General features: G+C 49.7%; 14 protein-coding genes and 2 pseudogenes. 15 read left to right on the top strand and 1 reads right to left on the bottom strand.

Annotated elements, in window-relative coordinates; all coding sequences use genetic code 11:
* Positions 1–16 precede the first annotated feature (16 nt).
* The 8 genes from AC3ITA_RS14460 to AC3ITA_RS14425 all read left to right on the top strand — a co-directional run bounded on the left by AC3ITA_RS14460 (position 17) and on the right by AC3ITA_RS14425 (position 7,346).
* Positions 17–844 (top strand): oxidoreductase, encoded by an 828-nt coding sequence (locus AC3ITA_RS14460; RefSeq protein ID WP_489277503.1) that lies wholly within the window; start codon positions 17–19, stop codon positions 842–844.
* A 530-nt stretch (positions 845–1,374) separates the two neighbouring features.
* Entirely contained in the window at positions 1,375–1,902 is a 528-nt protein-coding gene (locus tag AC3ITA_RS14455) for a type II 3-dehydroquinate dehydratase (protein WP_489277501.1), read from the top strand.
* Positions 1,903–1,927: 25 nt separating this feature from the next.
* On the top strand, positions 1,928–2,614 hold the full coding sequence (locus AC3ITA_RS14450; RefSeq protein WP_489277499.1) for a GntR family transcriptional regulator: 687 nt from the start codon (positions 1,928–1,930) through the stop codon (positions 2,612–2,614).
* Positions 2,615–2,647: 33 nt separating this feature from the next.
* Positions 2,648–3,031: a hypothetical protein gene (locus AC3ITA_RS14445; protein ID WP_489277497.1), complete on the top strand. Its 384-nt coding sequence runs from the start codon at positions 2,648–2,650 to the stop codon at positions 3,029–3,031.
* Between the two features lie 2 nt (positions 3,032–3,033).
* Positions 3,034–3,873 carry an alpha/beta fold hydrolase gene (locus AC3ITA_RS14440; protein WP_489277495.1) on the top strand — a complete coding sequence of 280 codons (840 nt, stop codon included), beginning with the start codon at positions 3,034–3,036 and terminating at the stop codon, positions 3,871–3,873.
* Positions 3,874–4,003: 130 nt separating this feature from the next.
* Positions 4,004–5,374: an MFS transporter gene (locus tag AC3ITA_RS14435; protein WP_489277493.1), complete on the top strand. Its 1,371-nt coding sequence runs from the start codon at positions 4,004–4,006 to the stop codon at positions 5,372–5,374.
* Between the two features lie 46 nt (positions 5,375–5,420).
* Positions 5,421–5,798: a carboxymuconolactone decarboxylase family protein gene (locus AC3ITA_RS14430; protein WP_489277491.1), complete on the top strand. Its 378-nt coding sequence runs from the start codon at positions 5,421–5,423 to the stop codon at positions 5,796–5,798.
* A gap of 453 nt (positions 5,799–6,251) precedes the next feature.
* A complete protein-coding gene (locus AC3ITA_RS14425) occupies positions 6,252–7,346 on the top strand; it encodes an SMP-30/gluconolactonase/LRE family protein (protein ID WP_489277489.1) in 1,095 nt (364 codons plus the stop codon).
* Positions 7,347–7,430: 84 nt separating this feature from the next.
* On the opposite strand, the pseudogene glcF reads toward AC3ITA_RS14425, so the two are convergent.
* Positions 7,431–7,613: pseudogene (glcF, locus tag AC3ITA_RS14420) on the bottom strand (glycolate oxidase subunit GlcF); the annotation flags it as partial.
* 744 nt (positions 7,614–8,357) lie between these two features.
* Between glcF and AC3ITA_RS14415 the strand changes: the two are divergent.
* From AC3ITA_RS14415 to AC3ITA_RS14385, 7 genes and pseudogenes are all read left to right on the top strand, one after another.
* Entirely contained in the window at positions 8,358–8,861 is a 504-nt protein-coding gene (locus AC3ITA_RS14415; RefSeq protein WP_489277487.1) for a hypothetical protein, read from the top strand.
* Between the two features lie 225 nt (positions 8,862–9,086).
* Positions 9,087–9,863: pseudogene (locus AC3ITA_RS14410) on the top strand (MCP four helix bundle domain-containing protein); the annotation flags it as partial.
* Positions 9,849–10,724, top strand: coding sequence for a methyl-accepting chemotaxis protein (locus AC3ITA_RS14405; RefSeq protein ID WP_489280786.1), 876 nt, complete (start codon positions 9,849–9,851; stop codon positions 10,722–10,724). The pseudogene AC3ITA_RS14410 and the gene AC3ITA_RS14405, both read left to right, overlap by 15 nt.
* Before the next feature lie 82 nt (positions 10,725–10,806).
* Positions 10,807–11,847, top strand: coding sequence for a GGDEF domain-containing protein (locus AC3ITA_RS14400; protein WP_489277485.1), 1,041 nt, complete (start codon positions 10,807–10,809; stop codon positions 11,845–11,847).
* Between the two features lie 335 nt (positions 11,848–12,182).
* Positions 12,183–12,494, top strand: a complete 312-nt coding sequence (locus AC3ITA_RS14395; RefSeq protein ID WP_489280831.1) for a hypothetical protein — start codon at positions 12,183–12,185, stop codon at positions 12,492–12,494.
* Entirely contained in the window at positions 12,446–12,826 is a 381-nt protein-coding gene (locus AC3ITA_RS14390) for a CHASE4 domain-containing protein (RefSeq protein ID WP_489277483.1), read from the top strand. The genes AC3ITA_RS14395 and AC3ITA_RS14390 overlap by 49 nt, the downstream gene beginning before the upstream one ends.
* Positions 12,789–14,309 carry a putative bifunctional diguanylate cyclase/phosphodiesterase gene (locus AC3ITA_RS14385; protein ID WP_489277481.1) on the top strand — a complete coding sequence of 507 codons (1,521 nt, stop codon included), beginning with the start codon at positions 12,789–12,791 and terminating at the stop codon, positions 14,307–14,309. The genes AC3ITA_RS14390 and AC3ITA_RS14385 overlap by 38 nt, the downstream gene beginning before the upstream one ends.
* Positions 14,310–14,762 lie beyond the last annotated feature (453 nt).

Genomic DNA, 14,762 nt, shown 5'->3' with positions numbered 1-14,762 from the left:
CGAAGAGGGAACATTTATGAAGAAGACTTGGCTGATTACGGGGTGCTCCAGCGGTCTCGGCCGAAATATTGCCGAAGCGGTTCTGGCGCGGGGTGATCAATTGGTCGCCACGGCCCGCAATATAGAAACATTGCGAGACTTTGAAGATCGCTTTCCCGGACAGGTACGACTTGCCTGCTTGGATGTGACTCAACCTAAGGCAGCGATTGATGCAGTTGCTATAGCAGAGCAGGAATTCGGCGGCCTGGATGTACTGGTAAACAACGCTGGTTACGGACTCATAGGAGCAGTCGAAGAAGCAGTATCTGAGGAGTACCGGCCTCTGTTTGAAACCAATGTTTTTGGTCTGATTGAAGTCACCCGCGCTGCGTTACCCGCGATGCGCCGTCGACATGCCGGGCGCATCGTCAACATCTCCTCCGGAGCAGGAGTCGCCGGAGCAGCGGGCTACGGTTATTACAATGCAAGCAAGTTCGCGGTCGAAGGACTGTCTGAGGCTCTTGCCCAAGAAGTCGCACCGCTGGGGATGCGAGTGATAATTGCCGAGCCGGGGCCTTTTCGCACGTCTTTTCTAGGGCGCTCAATTGTCTTGGCAGAACAAGAAATTCCGGCATACGTACAGACATCCGGGAAGCTACGCCAGTACAGCGGGTCCAATAATGGTCAACAGGCAGGAGACCCAGCAAAGGCTGCCGAAGTTATTCTGCTAGCGGTTGATAGTGATCATCCGCCGTTGCATCTTCCGCTAGGGCCCATCGCCTACGGGATCGTCGAGCGCAAACTGACGTCGTTCCGCGAAGATTTAGAGGCGTGGCGTAACCAGGCGATGGCAACAAATTACTAGCCGCGATTATCCATTATTTGGTTATGGGAATGACCTGATTAGCCAAAATCGAATATGCCTTAATGGATTTCGCGAAAGCGACTCCCTTAAAGGGCTGTGATCGATTTACGCGGCCTTTAATGCTCGCATAGATGAGGAGCAATCAACTCCGAACTTAATTCGCCCCATCTGATGGGCATCTCCTTTTCCGGAACCTTGTATCCCTGGGGACTAAGTTGCAATACCCGTGCTCCATTCTCGCGGACCATCCAGCCTCGTTGGGAGGCGGCCATCATGAAAGAGCTTCCTGGAGAGCCTACAAGGTGCGGTCGTAATTCCCTCGAGTCGACACAATGGCGAGCAATACCCTGATGCTGGCTCAGCGCGACCGGCGGGGTAGCCTCCTAGACCACTTAATTCGACACCTGCTGAAAAGGGCGACCTGGAAGAATGATTCCTGACCACTTGACACTATCAGCACGTCCGTAATACCGTAATACCGTTTCTCGACAACACATCTATCCGAAAAATAATTCCAAGAGGTACCCGCAATGTCCCAACACGTACTGCGCACTGGCTCTCGCACTCATCGGGTTGCCGTTATCGATGGTCCAAACATGTCCAACCTCGGGGCTCGTAACAAGCGGGTTTATGGCCAAATCAATTCGTTGGCCGATCTGCAGGCCTATGTCGTCCAAACGGGTGCCAACCTCGGTGTCGAAGTTGAGACATTTGCGTCCAATTACGAAGGGGCGATCCTCGAGTTCATTCATGAATCTGCCGGTCGCGTGGATGCGTACATCATCAATCCCGCTGGCTTAACGACGGGGGGCGAGGCTGTGCGCCATGCTCTTGAAGAAACTCAAAAGCCCGTTGTCGAGGTTCACTTTGCTAATATCGTTTGCCCGCCGACTGCGCCTCGTGGCTTGCCAGGTGGGCCTTGGGAATCGAAATTCAGCCGTTCAGCGACAGGTGTTGCGATGGGGCTGCGACAGTACAGCTATGTCGCGGCATTGACCGGACTGGTGTTGGCGCTGGATGACGAGACCTTCCTGGGAGTACCGTTGACGGCCTCCTGATAAATACTTTGCTAAGGATCTCGATATGACTCAAAACCCGTTCCTACAAATTGCAGCGCCTTTGCGTCAGCAGACTGCGGACCAGCTCCGCGTTGCAATTCTTTCAATGGAATTCAAGCCGGGCGAGCGTCTTATCGAGACTCGTATGTGTGAGCGGTTTAGTGTGAGTCGGACGGTTATCCGCGAGGTGCTTCGCCAACTGGAAACTGAAGGAATCGTGGAGATGATCCCAAGGCGTGGCCCTAGGGTAGCGATTCTCAGTGAGAAGGACATTCGCGACCTCTATGAGCTTCGTGGTGTCCTTGAAGGTCTCATAGGCCAGTTGTTCGCTATTCGTGCGAATGATCGACAGCGCGAGAGGCTCATTGCTCTGACATCTGAGATCAGTAGCTCGTTGGAAACGATGCCTGTCGCCGATCGAACCCGTCTGAAGGATGCCTATTATCACGCGCTGCTTGAGGGGGCGGACAATGAGGCTGTGGAGCGTGCATTGCGCGGCATCCATACCCGTACAGAATTGTTGCGGGCTTACACGTTGAATGTTCCAGGCCGAGCACACCAAAGCGTCAAGGAAATCATGGTCATTACGCAAGCCACTGCTGTTCTTCGTGATCCGGTAGCTGCCAGGGAAGCCTGCGAACAGCATGTACAAGCCGCATACGAGGCCGCTCGTGGAAATTTTCATATCCTGAGTGAGTTCGCTGAGTCATAAACGAACTCGGACAATAATGAAGGGCAAGCAATCATGTCCGAAGTTTTAACTGATCCGTGGATGGCTGGCTGGTTGGCGGCCGTTTCCTCGGATAAGGAACTATCCCACATAGGTAAGCTCTCCCGGTTAGTGTTGAAGCTAACAGCTGGCGAGCGTACGGCGATTGTTTTTTTTGATCGTGGTGCATTCAAAGAAGAAAAGTGCCTTCCTGGAGATGACGTTGACATAGTAGACATTAATGGCAGCGTAAAGGCATGGGAGCAATTGTTGAAGCCCATGCCTGACCCTCTGCTCAATGATCTCCTGGCAATGGATAAGAATCACCCGGACTTTTCAATCGTCTCGGATCGAGTCTATCTCCTACGGCATCTCCGGTTGATCCTGAAACTATTCAGTATCGCACCAAGGCAGGAATGATCATGGCTCAAATCGAAAATGTCGTTGGACGATACATTCATCTGACAATTGCCGACGTGGATCAGCGCATCTATTTTGAAGAGGCAGGACAGGGTATTCCTCTACTGTGCCTGCATACGGCTGGTGCAGATTCACGGCAATATCGCAGGTTATTAAATGACCCTGAGATCACAAAGTCTTTCCGTGTCATTGCGTTTGACTTGCCGTGGCATGGAAAATCTCTTCCACCGCAGAACTGGTGGGAACATGAGTATTTGTTGACTGCTGATGTCTACGCGCAGACGGTTGAAACGTTTGCGAGCGCGCTCGAATTGGATCGTCCAGTGGTAATTGGGTGCTCAATGGCCGGCTCCCTCGTACTGGAATTGGTTCGCAGGAACGCTCAAGCTTGGCGGTGCGCGATTGGACTGTCCGGTGCGTCGAAGGTAGCGGGTAGATTTCAGGACTGGTCACTGGCACCTGACATCAATGCGCAGCAAAGTGTCGCATCATGGACGTCGAGCTTGATGGCCCCTATGAGTCCTGAAGAGGCAAAAAGGGAGGTCTGGTGGATCTATAGTCAAGGTGGCCCAGGGGTTTATCGGGGCGATACTTTTTTTTATAGCCAAGATCTGGACTTACGTGGACGAGAATCCGAGATTGATACGACAGTCTGCCCGGTATACCTACTGACTGGGGAATATGACCACGCCTGTACTGTCACAGATACTGAGCTTACCCTTAAAGCCATTTCAGGCGCTAAAGGTGGAACGATGGTTGGTATTGGGCACTTTCCTGTAAGTGAAAATTACTCACTGTTCAAAAAGTATCTAGTTCCTATCTTGGAAGAAATTGTTAGCTGAAGTGCAAACTCGGCGAATATCCGGCATTTAAGTTATAGCTGCCAATGCTAGTTTTTGGATGAGTCGGTGTCCGTGCCCTGGCACGGGGACGGCTATGTTATACCTAAATAATGATAAAAAGGTATCCATCATGATTGATAAACCTTTGATAGGTCGGGCTGTCACCAAAGCCGGCGCGACAAGCAAAGTGGAGCCGGCGAACGATGTGAGTTCCGAACATCTGGCTTTGTTCGCTAAAGTAAAGCGTCATATTATTCCAATTGCGATTCTAGGGTTGTTTATTGCGTTTATTGACCGCACCAATCTAAGTGTGGCCGGTCACTCGATGAGTGACAGCCTCAAGTTAAGCCCCGCTGCTTTTGGGCTGGCGGCTGGACTGTTCTATCTGGGCTACATCTTGACTGAAGTACCTAGCAACATGGCAATCCGGCGTTTCGGCGCAAGACGGTGGATTGCACGAATCATGATCAGTTGGGGGCTGATCACGGTCGTCACCATGTTCGTCAACACCGCCGAGTCCCTGTATGTGGCCAGATTCCTTCTGGGTATTGCAGAGGCGGGTTTCTACCCTGGTATCTTGTTCTGGATGAGTTTCTGGCTACCGGCGAGATCGCTGACCCGGGCGTACTCGTTGTTTCAACTTGGGATTCCAATATCGCTCGCTCTGGGATCCGTGGTTACGGCCCAGTTGCTGCGCCTTGATGGCATTGGTGGCTTGCTGGGATGGCAGTGGGTTTTCCTGATCGAGGGGGGGGCGGCAGTCGCCATGGGCCTGCTAACGCTCAAAGTTATGGCTAATAAGCCTAGCGAAGCCAAATGGCTTAGCGATCTAGAGAAACAGCAGCTATCTGAAATTCTAAAGAAAGACTCGGCTGGCGATCCAGAAAACGAAGTTAGCCATGGCCGTGTGCTCAAGGACATCTTCGCAAGTCGAGCCGCCTGGGCTTACTCAGCCTGCTACCTGTTCATGATGATCGGATTCTGGACCGTCACCTATTGGCTCCCGCAGATCTTGCAGGACCGAATGAAGGTCGATGCAGTTCAGGCGGGGTTGCTCTCCGCGGTGCCGTGGATCATATCTGGGGCATCGCTGCTAGTCGTTTCCAAGCAAGTTGAGCGGGGTGCGTCGATTAGCCGTTCGCTGGTGTTGGTGCTTCTGTTTTGCGCAATCGGCTTCAGCATTTCCAGCATCGCCACTTCTTCATGGATCGCGTTTGTCGGTTTGTGCATGGCGGCGTGCATCCAAGCAGCCGTACCACTGTTGTTCAGTTTTCCATCTCGACATTTTGCTGGCTCACAAGCCGCTGTTGCGCTTGCAATGGTGAATTCCATCGGGAGTCTTGGCGGTTTCATAGGGCCAGTCCTGCTGGGTTGGACTAAGGCAGTAACTGGGGCAAATGAAACCGGACTCATCGTAATGGCTGGAGCGTTCCTGATTGCATCGGGCATCGCGCTGACGCTCCCGGCAGTCCTGCGTTCTGCCCAACTGAAATGCTCATGAGAGCGCACCTGATACTACTTCAATAACGCCACCACTGGAGAGTCAAATGAACCAAGAACTATTCGAACTGGGTCTGCAAACCCGCCGTGAGGTTTTAGGATCTGAATACGTCGATGCATCGATCAATAGCGCAGACGACTTTAACCGCCGCATGCAGGAGCATGTCACCCAGTACTGCTGGGGTGATGTTTGGAACCGTCCTGGCTTGGATCGGCGTACTCGGAGTTTCCTGAATCTTGCAATGTTGACGGCGCTTAACCGCCCGCATGAAATCAAACTTCATGTGCGGGGGGCCATCAACAACGGCCTGACGAAAGATGAAATCGCAGAAGTCTTCCTACAGTCCGCTATTTATTGTGGTGTACCAGCTGCCATCGACAGCTTCAGGACTGCCAAGGAGGTTTTTAAAGAAATGGGGCTTTAGGCACAAATGTTTCCCGGTGGCCCATCAAGCCGCCGGGCCAAGTGCAGTCCAGTCGATCGATAAATCCCTAGTGTAAATTTCCCCTTACTGATTATCGCACAGCAATGAATTCATAGCGTCATTGGGTACGTTGGTTGTTTAAGCGTGGCGGGTGCTAGTGATTTGTTATGGCATCTATTTCCGGATTTACGGAGATCCACGAACAGCACATACCATATGGGCATTGCCGAACTCATCCTAGATAAATAAAGAAAGTCTGAGCACTCGACGGTGCATTAATTGCCCCAATTTGACCATTCGTAAACTGGTAGAAGTTGTCTGTATTGATTTGCCCGATTAGATCAAATACTGGGGAAAGCCAGTATACCCATTAATATTTACATCTTGATCACGCGTTTCCGAATTTTTGAATTTTCGACTTATTACCTGTCACCTAGGCTCATGGAGAAAATGATGGACATTGGCATTATTAAAAAATTACTGTCATGCACTATGACAGCGTCACTAATCGCGATTTCCGCGCATGCGCCAGTGGCACTTGCGGATAATCTAAGTGCAACGATGACTGGCAAAATGCAGTCTATCGTTCCGATAAGTGGTCCACCCGCCGCATTTGTAGACGGGGTCTGGAGCCCTGAAGATATGATCCATCTCGACGGCACTTCGTGGGTCATCGCGAGTGGTATGGGTTTGCAGCACGAACGCGGTGCTTTGTTCGCTATCGACACCCGCACCCCTGATCACGCGCTTGAGATCAAATGGTTACCAGGCGCCGAAAGCGGGCGGCTAAACAAGATGCAGTTTGATGCGCATGGGATTGTTGCCAAACGCCTGCCCGGAGGCCGATTTGAGCTGTTGGTTGTCGACCACGGTGGAAAACGGGAGGCTATCGATCGCTTGGTGCTCGATGTCTCGGGTTCCGCCCCGCAGATCGTCGAGGGCACTCGCCTCCCGTTACCCCAAGGGGTTTCAGGGAATGCGGTTGCGTTCCTGCCAGATGCCGGCTTCGTGGTGACTGGTTTTTTTAATCCACTCGACAAGCAGACACCAGCCGAACTCGCCACCGCTGAGCCTACAGGTAGCCTATGGCGCTGGTCACAGTCGACCGGCTGGGAGAAATTCGGACCTCCGATGTCAGGTGCCAACGGACTGGAGATAACTCCCGACGGAGAACACTTTCTGGTAAATGAATGGGCCGCTCGGCGTATTTTGAAGCTGACGTTAGATGGCCGTGTCGAGGATAGTGTCACCGTTGATTTCTTGCCCGACAACCTTCGTTGGATCGACAGCCGTCATGTTCTAGTAGCGGGGCAACTTGCAAACGCTGAAAGTATTTTCACGTGCTCCCAGCCGGGCCAAGAGTGCCCGCTCGGCTATGTGGTAGCAGTTCTCGATCCAGAGACGCTAGCCGTGCGAGAGATCGTCCGCAAATCGCATCTAGAAGCGTGGCGTGAAGGGCTTGGTGCTGCGACCGGCGCATTGATGGTTAATCGTGAACTCTGGGTCGGTAGCTTTGCCGGTGAACGAATCGCGAGGTTTAAACGATAGCCTTGACTGAGCAGGTCTCTTAGAGGGTTAAGCAGACTGATAGTCCGCGTTAGATTGTTTAGTGAAAATTATCTACTTTCTCAGGATGCTGGCCAAGCAGGCAGTTTCGTAGTTGCGGCAGTTCAGGCAACGGTCGAGGTGGGCAGGGGGATTAACGATGGCCTCAAGGCCTTCAAGGACCTGCTTGAAGAGACAGATCCGACGCCGTTGCCCGTCCAACTCATCTGCCAGTAATTGATAGGTGGGGCAGACGACGTGACAGAGTCCGCTGAGTGCCGTGTCAGTTACATTTCGGTCATTCATGGGCGCTGTCGTAAATGACAAAAATGTAATCTGGCGGTCATCGTGATGTCCCACTCCGAGACAGAAAATAGTCGCGCATAAAAACTGAGGAATCGTCGCGATTGAAGCTGAAGACTGCCATGGCCACTTCGTTAGGTTTGCAGATACCAACCGCTGTCGTGTTCTTAGTGGCCGACATGCCGGCGATCTAGCCGCTGTGCGGCATCGCTGAAAGTGTCAAGAGTAACTCGCTGACATTCATCACTCGCTCCGGTGAACAGTTTCGTCGGCTCGACGGCCAATCCACAGGAGAGGGCTTGTGAAAGTGCTAGACATCCCCGTTCTCGAGTCCAGGCCTAGCGAAGGCCACTACGGTGGATAAAGTGCAGATTGCCCACCGGTGCCATGATCATCAGTATCTTGTTCCATGTTGATTTCAGAGAAACATTTCCCGGAAGATCTATTAACAGGTATAAATTTGTGCATCGGTTGCACTCCCATCACCATCTTTAACTAAAAAGACGTGCGCTAATCGGTGCTGTCCGACATAAACGATATGGAAAGACACTACTTCTTTCCTAAGCAGATTTTTATATGATCACAATACTACTAACTAGTTGGTAGTCTTGTGTAAGCAATTGGATTGTGGTGATGCGTTTCATGCCTATGCCGCTGATGTCGGGGGCTACACCGCGGGCGAGTCCATATATCAAAAGGAGTTAACGTCTCATGCCTAATCCTATCTCCACATTGGGGGATTTTCATACTGCCATTAGTGTGGCTACGTTCGCGGCCGGACTTTATAGCTACGTCCGCTACCGAAAAATCGATATCACCACAGACTCCGCCAAGTTCTATCTAACTGGCTTGGTGGTATCAGTGTTGACGTCCTTCGGTCTGTCCAGTACCGGCGGCTTCAATGTCGGTCATGCTTTGGGTATTTTGGCGTTACTCGCTATATTTTGTGCACTGTCCGTTACATGGCTACGCGTTCTGGGGCGGGCGAGGCCATACCTATCCCAGTTCGGATTTACGTTCAGCTTCTTTCTACTGTTAGTTCCAGGTATTAATGAGACGCTAACGCGCCTGCCCGTCGCTCATCCACTTGCGAATGGTCCAGAATCTCCGCTCGTGCAAGGGGCGTTAGTAGTGTGGCTAGTTATCTTTTTACTGGGATCCTTGCTGCAGTTTTTATCGATTCGTTCGCAACGCAGGGAAGCAAAATTTTTTTGACTTAGAGCTATAGCACTATCGCGCTCTGTAAATTTTAGGCTCGCCTTCGATTGTACCTCTTAGGTCTGCACAATGTCTGAAAAAGGCCAGTACCAAGTCGGCACTAAGAATAAAGTTACTGTTCTGCGCCTGAATGCCTTAACTGCTATTCAAACTACAGAACTCGAACGCTCATATCTAAGGTTTCCTTAGAAAATTATTTTCGGTCAATCATTGGATGCAATAATGTTTACATTTATGAGGCGCTTAAATATCGGTACGCGTTCGATGGCGGGATTTTCGATCGTTACTCTTATCCTGATAGCCGTCGGGCTATTTAGCTTGCAGCAAATGGAGCGTATCCAGGATGCCACTAATTATTTCAACCGCATCTGGCTACCGAGTCTAGATCGAATTCAGCAATTAGATGCTGGAATATCCGGTATAAGGCTTGAGGGGCAACGGTACAGAGCTGCCAAAGACGCAGCTGGGAGGCAAACCAGCGCCGGACTTATAGGGAGCGCCGATCAAGAGGTTCGAAAGACGCTGGCAACTCTGATAAGTCAAGAAACCCATGACAAGGACAAAAAAGCACTTTCCAAAATTATGGATGTTTATGATCTTTATGTTCAAGAGCTTGGTCGGCTAATAAGCCTGACTAACCAAGATCAGATAAATGATGAAGTTTCGCAGCAGATATCCATGAATTTGGGGAGGCTAGGTCAGCAATTGACGCAGCAGTTGAAGGATCTTACTGCTCGTAACCAAGAGGGGGCTAATGAGGCAGCAGCGAACTCAGCAGTTTTGTATGAAAAGGCGAGGGTTTTTATTGGTGTTACGCTGTGTTTGGCAATCGTCATCACGATATTATTAGCTTGGTGCCTTACTAGAAGCATCTTATTGCCAATTCAACAAGCCCTTACTGTTGCTAGGACGATCGCGGATGGGAACCTAACGTTGCCAATCGACACTAGCGGAACTGATGAGCCTGCTTTGTTGCTCGTGGCAATGGAGGGCATGCAGGAGAAACTTAGGTCAACGATTTCTACAATTGGAGCAACTGCGTCTCAGCTTGCCGCTGCTGCAGAAGAAGTAAGTTCGGTAGTTTCTGAAATGAGTGATGGACTGGTACAGCAGAACGCGGACATTGATAGGGCTTTTTCGTCGGTTCTGGAGTTGAGTTTGGCTGTAGGCGGGGTGGCTAAGAATGCGGTTTCGACATCTGAACTTTCGAAAGTTTCTGAATTTGAATCCAAGAATGGTAAAGGGCAGGTAGAAGAAACTACATCAAGGCTTCAGAGTCTGGAGCGACAAGTCCGTAAGAGCTCATCAGACGCTCAAGGTTTTTTTCATCAGACGAAGGCGATAAGCAAGGTACTTGATGTAATCCGAGCAATCGCAGAACAAACCAATCTTCTCGCATTGAACGCAGCAATTGAAGCCGCTAGGGCCGGGGAAGCAGGGCGGGGATTTGCGGTGGTAGCGGATGAAGTTCGTTCTTTGGCGCACACGACCCAATCATCAATTCTTGAAATAGAATCGATGATCGAGTCCATTCAAAAAGGAAGCAGTAGTACAGTGAACTCGCTTCAGGAAAGTGCCAAACTGTCCGATGAAACTTTGGATGTGGCAAGGGCTGCCGGAACTGCATTGGAGCAGATCGCAATGGCAGTCTCTCAAATAAACAGTCAGAACCAGATTATCGCGAGTGCAACCGAGGAGCAGTCCCAGGTTGCTCAACAGGTGAGCGATAGTTTGAGCTCTATTCGAGACACATCCATTCAGACAGCTACTGGGGCTACGCAGACCGCCACCGCTAGCCACGAACTCGCCCGGATAGCGACAACTATGTCGATGATGGTAAACAAATTTACAATAGCATGACTTCGAATAGATAGGAGTCAGAAGGTTCTACCCCTTTTTTGTAAATTCACCGGCATAAATCAGCAAACTATGTAGCGATGTTATGAACCAATCAGAGAAGCGTACGTCAGCCCTAGCGCTGTACACCGAAGAAATCCGCGCAGCTGTGGCCCTGCTGAAGAAAACTGTTCCGTTGATGGTACGGAACAATATTCCTCCTAACCCGGTGCAGTACGCTCTCTGGTACACCTACAGCAAAGGAAAAGACCCGGAACTAAATCGCCATTTGGACAATATTGTTAAAAACTGCGACTGCTTTCCTCCAGAATCCGCCGCACAACTTTTTCGCGATTACATTATTCACGATGAGTTGGAGACGGCTCGCGTCTGGCAGCAGAAAACAATAAATCTAGTTGATGGCATGGAGCGCGACGTTTCACATAGCGTGCAAGGCAACCTTAACTTTCAAACAAAACTAGACTACTGCCTAGAACAACTTGATGCGTCGATCGACAACACTCAGCCTGACATTCTCAATGAGTTGCAAAAAAGCGCACAGTTAATGCAGGAACAACAAGCCGTATTCCTGTCTCGACTGCACGCTGCTCAAAACGAGATTAAAGCTCTGCGCGATAAACTAGAGCGAACAAGTATCGCCGCCTCGCTGGATGGCCTCACTCAGATTTTCAATCGTGATGCATTCAATCAAATGCTGGACCAAGCACTCACCACTGCCCCTGATGGGGTTGCACTGATAATGTTGGATATTGATCACTTTAAGCAATTTAATGATCTGTACGGTCATCCTTTAGGTGATCGAGTAATCCAGCATGTAGGCCAAGTGCTGCGGACTTCATTGCCGCCGCATGCTATTGCAGCACGCTATGGGGGTGAAGAGTTTTGCGTTATTTTAGAGGCCTGCAGCGATCTTGAAAATGTCCACAATTTTGCTGAAAGATTGCGGATGAAGATCCAGTCTCTACGTATAAGGGTTCGTAGTACCGATAAGATACTTGACACGATAACGGCTTCACTAGGAATCGCACTTTTCAACGATGGGGATACCATGGAAACTCTTCTTGCTCGTGCTGATGAAGCTCTCTATAAAGCCAAGCATAACGGGCGCAACCAGGTTCAACGATAACCAGTGGCATCGGTTCACACTACGATTACTATCCGTGCCAGCCTATACAACGTCAACCGCCGAGCCTTTGGATACAGTTGATTGCCAATATTGTTATTGCCTATAGAACTCTAATAATTAGCGCCAACAATATTCGTAGGTGTTTACCACAGGTTTCGTGTAGATGGAATTAGATACCGGCACATCAATAGTTATTGGATACGGCAAAAAAATCAATGTTAAGCACTAGCTTTTTATAGTTTTCGGCCTGATGGCAACCTTCGTTCTAGTTTTGCCTCTAATAGGTCGGGGACTTTCATACCCGCTAACTGCTCCGTTTAAAGGTCTTTCCACTCATGGGTGCGCAAAAATCAATCAGGTTAATTTTTTTAGGGTCAATACTATCGTTGGTAGCCGTCGCAATGATTGTTTTTGGACTGTTGAAAACATTGCCAGAGGTTGCCAATCAACAGGCATTCTTACGATCTTCTAGGGGGATAGACTCTGCGATTAAAACTGAACAGGCAAAATTAGCCAGTGTGCTATTGGATAACTCACAATGGAGCGAGGCCGTTCAACATTGTTACGGAGCGGAAGATCGTAGCTGGCTGGATTCGACTTGGGGAATTCTACAAACCAGGGGAATTATGATGTTGTTTTTCTGGTAAATGATAAATGGCAGACTCTGTGGACTCACGCTAATGGACAACAAGTTTCTGTTAGCGAATTCAGTGACTACGCTGGCGGGCGAATGGACAGTTTTTTCCGAGACATCTCTCACCGAGGGTCGCCTAGTCCCGTGGTTTATATATTTTGGTACAACGGATCACTGCTTGTCATGGGGGCCGCACCTATCATATCGGATTCAAACTCCAATTTGCCGTCTATTACTAAAATAAGATTCCTAGTTTTTGCAAAAGTTCTAAATATTCCAACTCTAGCTAATATCGCTGATAAAATTTTTGTCTCGAACTTGTCTCTCTCAAAAGTTTTTTTTTGAGGAGAAAGAACGATTTAGCACTCCTCTTAAAAATCTTTCTGGAGATATCGTAGCTTTTGCAAGCTGGCATGATATTCGCCCGGGAGATGTTGCGCGCAACAATATTCAACCACCAACGCTTTTCGTACTGGCGTTCTTTTTTGTTTATACGCTATGGTTGCTAAAAGTCGCTATTGGAACTTATAAAGATATATTGTTTAGCGCGGACGCTGCCAGGATTTCCGCCCGCAAAGACACGCTTACCGGATTGCCAAATAGGTTAATGCTTTATGAAAAACTACGAGAGCAACAAAATTTTACAGATAAGGATACTGCACTGCTTCTAATTGATCTGGACGGTTTTAAAGAGGTAAACGATTCATACGGGCATGAGGTTGGTGACAACCTTCTTAAAAAAATAGCTTTGACTTTTAGTCGCGTGTTGGGGGGCGGTGAGGTTCTGGCACGTCTGGGAGGGGATGAGTTTGCCATCATCGTAACAACCGACAATAATGCCAAAGGATCGGCTGAGCGACTTGCCAACTTGCTGATTAGGCAGTTGGATGTCGTATTTGATTTAGATGGTCGCAAGGTATCCGTTGGTGCCAGTATTGGTCTATCTACATATCTTGGTTTAGATAGGCGCGAGTCAGAGCTTCTTCGACACGCCGATGTGGCTATGTATGAAGCGAAGCGCAGAGGCTGCAATCAGGTATGTGTCTACGATTTTAAGCTGGACGCCGCTCGAAATCGCAAGACTAAGCTTGCCGCGGAATTGGGACTCGCGCTTTCTCGGGGAGATATTAAGGTTGTCTATCAGCCCATTTTTGAGAGTACAAGTCGCAGCATTATTGGTGTCGAGGCGCTTGCTCGATGGACGCATGAAATAAACGGCGCTGTCTCGCCTCAAGAGTTTGTGCCGATAGCCGAAGAGTTTGGCTTGATCGACCAGTTGGGCAGACAGGTGCTAGAGCTCGCTTGCCGGGAGGCTGCGCGATGGCCTAACCTAAAGGTATCAGTAAATATTTCCCCTGCACAATTCAAGAACCCGGGATTCGTATCGATGGTCCTGTCCATCATTAACGCTAACGGGCTTTCTAGAAGTCAGTTGGAGTTGGAAGTTACAGAGACATATCTTATCGAGCATCAAGAGCAATCAAAGTCAGTAATTGATCGCCTTAATGCAGAAGGCATCTCTGTGGCTCTTGATGATTTTGGTACCGGTTATTCTAGCCTTGGATACTTAAGAAAATATAGGTTTAGCAAACTTAAAATCGACAGGACGATGGTTACGGGTTTGGCTGGCAGCCTCTCGGCGCAGAAAATATTCCAGGCAACAATTTTACTAGCGAAAAGTCTGGATCTCACTGTTACTGCGGAAGGCGTCGAGCACGAGGACGAAGCAGATTTTGTTGAAACAATGGGATGTGATTATCTTCAGGGATATTTCCTTGGACGACCACAGTTGGCAGAAAATATCGATCAGATTTTGAATATCTCATGACGCGGGCCAACTCCGTCTTGGTCTCCGCGCGCATATTCAGCGGCTCGAAAGTGTGCCAAACCGTGTCTGTGCGAATCAACGCAGCAACTCTCGTACGCGTCGGCAGCGCGGCTCGGCCACGGCACGGCACGGTAATCGTGGTCGAGCGCGTTGCACATCAACGCGAATCTGGGGCGGGGTTCAAGCGTGGCGGGCATGGTTCACTGAGATGTAGTCGTCATATGAGGGCGCAGGAATAACCTTGCGGCAAAGCAAGTTGGCGTTGATGCATTGACCAGCGCCGTAGCGGCTATCGAAACACCTGGTGGCTTGTATGCTTCTACAACTCGCGCCTTGATGTCGTTGACATCCGCCTAGTGCCATTTCCAGGTTATGCACGTGTCCGCTAAATCTTAGTAGGCGCGAGCCCCCCTGGCTTAGCTCACGGACTCAACACTACTTGCCTGGGCAATT

The sequence above is a fragment of the Pseudomonas sp. GL_090 genome (assembly GCF_057837765.1).
This window is presented reverse-complemented; position numbering and strand designations above follow the sequence as displayed.

Bases quoted from the DNA above. Each gene is read 5' to 3' on its own strand.
- AC3ITA_RS14445 (WP_489277497.1), top strand. From the start codon at position 2,648: ATGTCCGAAGTTTTAACTGATCCGTGGATGGCTGGCTGGTTGGCGGCC.
- AC3ITA_RS14395 (WP_489280831.1), top strand. From the start codon at position 12,183: ATGGGTGCGCAAAAATCAATCAGGTTAATTTTTTTAGGGTCAATACTA.
- AC3ITA_RS14440 (WP_489277495.1), top strand. From the start codon at position 3,034: ATGGCTCAAATCGAAAATGTCGTTGGACGATACATTCATCTGACAATT.
- AC3ITA_RS14425 (WP_489277489.1), top strand. From the start codon at position 6,252: ATGGACATTGGCATTATTAAAAAATTACTGTCATGCACTATGACAGCG.
- AC3ITA_RS14405 (WP_489280786.1), top strand. From the start codon at position 9,849: ATGGAGGGCATGCAGGAGAAACTTAGGTCAACGATTTCTACAATTGGA.
- AC3ITA_RS14400 (WP_489277485.1), top strand. From the start codon at position 10,807: ATGAACCAATCAGAGAAGCGTACGTCAGCCCTAGCGCTGTACACCGAA.
- AC3ITA_RS14430 (WP_489277491.1), top strand. From the start codon at position 5,421: ATGAACCAAGAACTATTCGAACTGGGTCTGCAAACCCGCCGTGAGGTT.
- AC3ITA_RS14460 (WP_489277503.1), top strand. From the start codon at position 17: ATGAAGAAGACTTGGCTGATTACGGGGTGCTCCAGCGGTCTCGGCCGA.
- AC3ITA_RS14450 (WP_489277499.1), top strand. From the start codon at position 1,928: ATGACTCAAAACCCGTTCCTACAAATTGCAGCGCCTTTGCGTCAGCAG.
- AC3ITA_RS14415 (WP_489277487.1), top strand. From the start codon at position 8,358: ATGCCTAATCCTATCTCCACATTGGGGGATTTTCATACTGCCATTAGT.
- AC3ITA_RS14435 (WP_489277493.1), top strand. From the start codon at position 4,004: ATGATTGATAAACCTTTGATAGGTCGGGCTGTCACCAAAGCCGGCGCG.
- AC3ITA_RS14455 (WP_489277501.1), top strand. From the start codon at position 1,375: ATGTCCCAACACGTACTGCGCACTGGCTCTCGCACTCATCGGGTTGCC.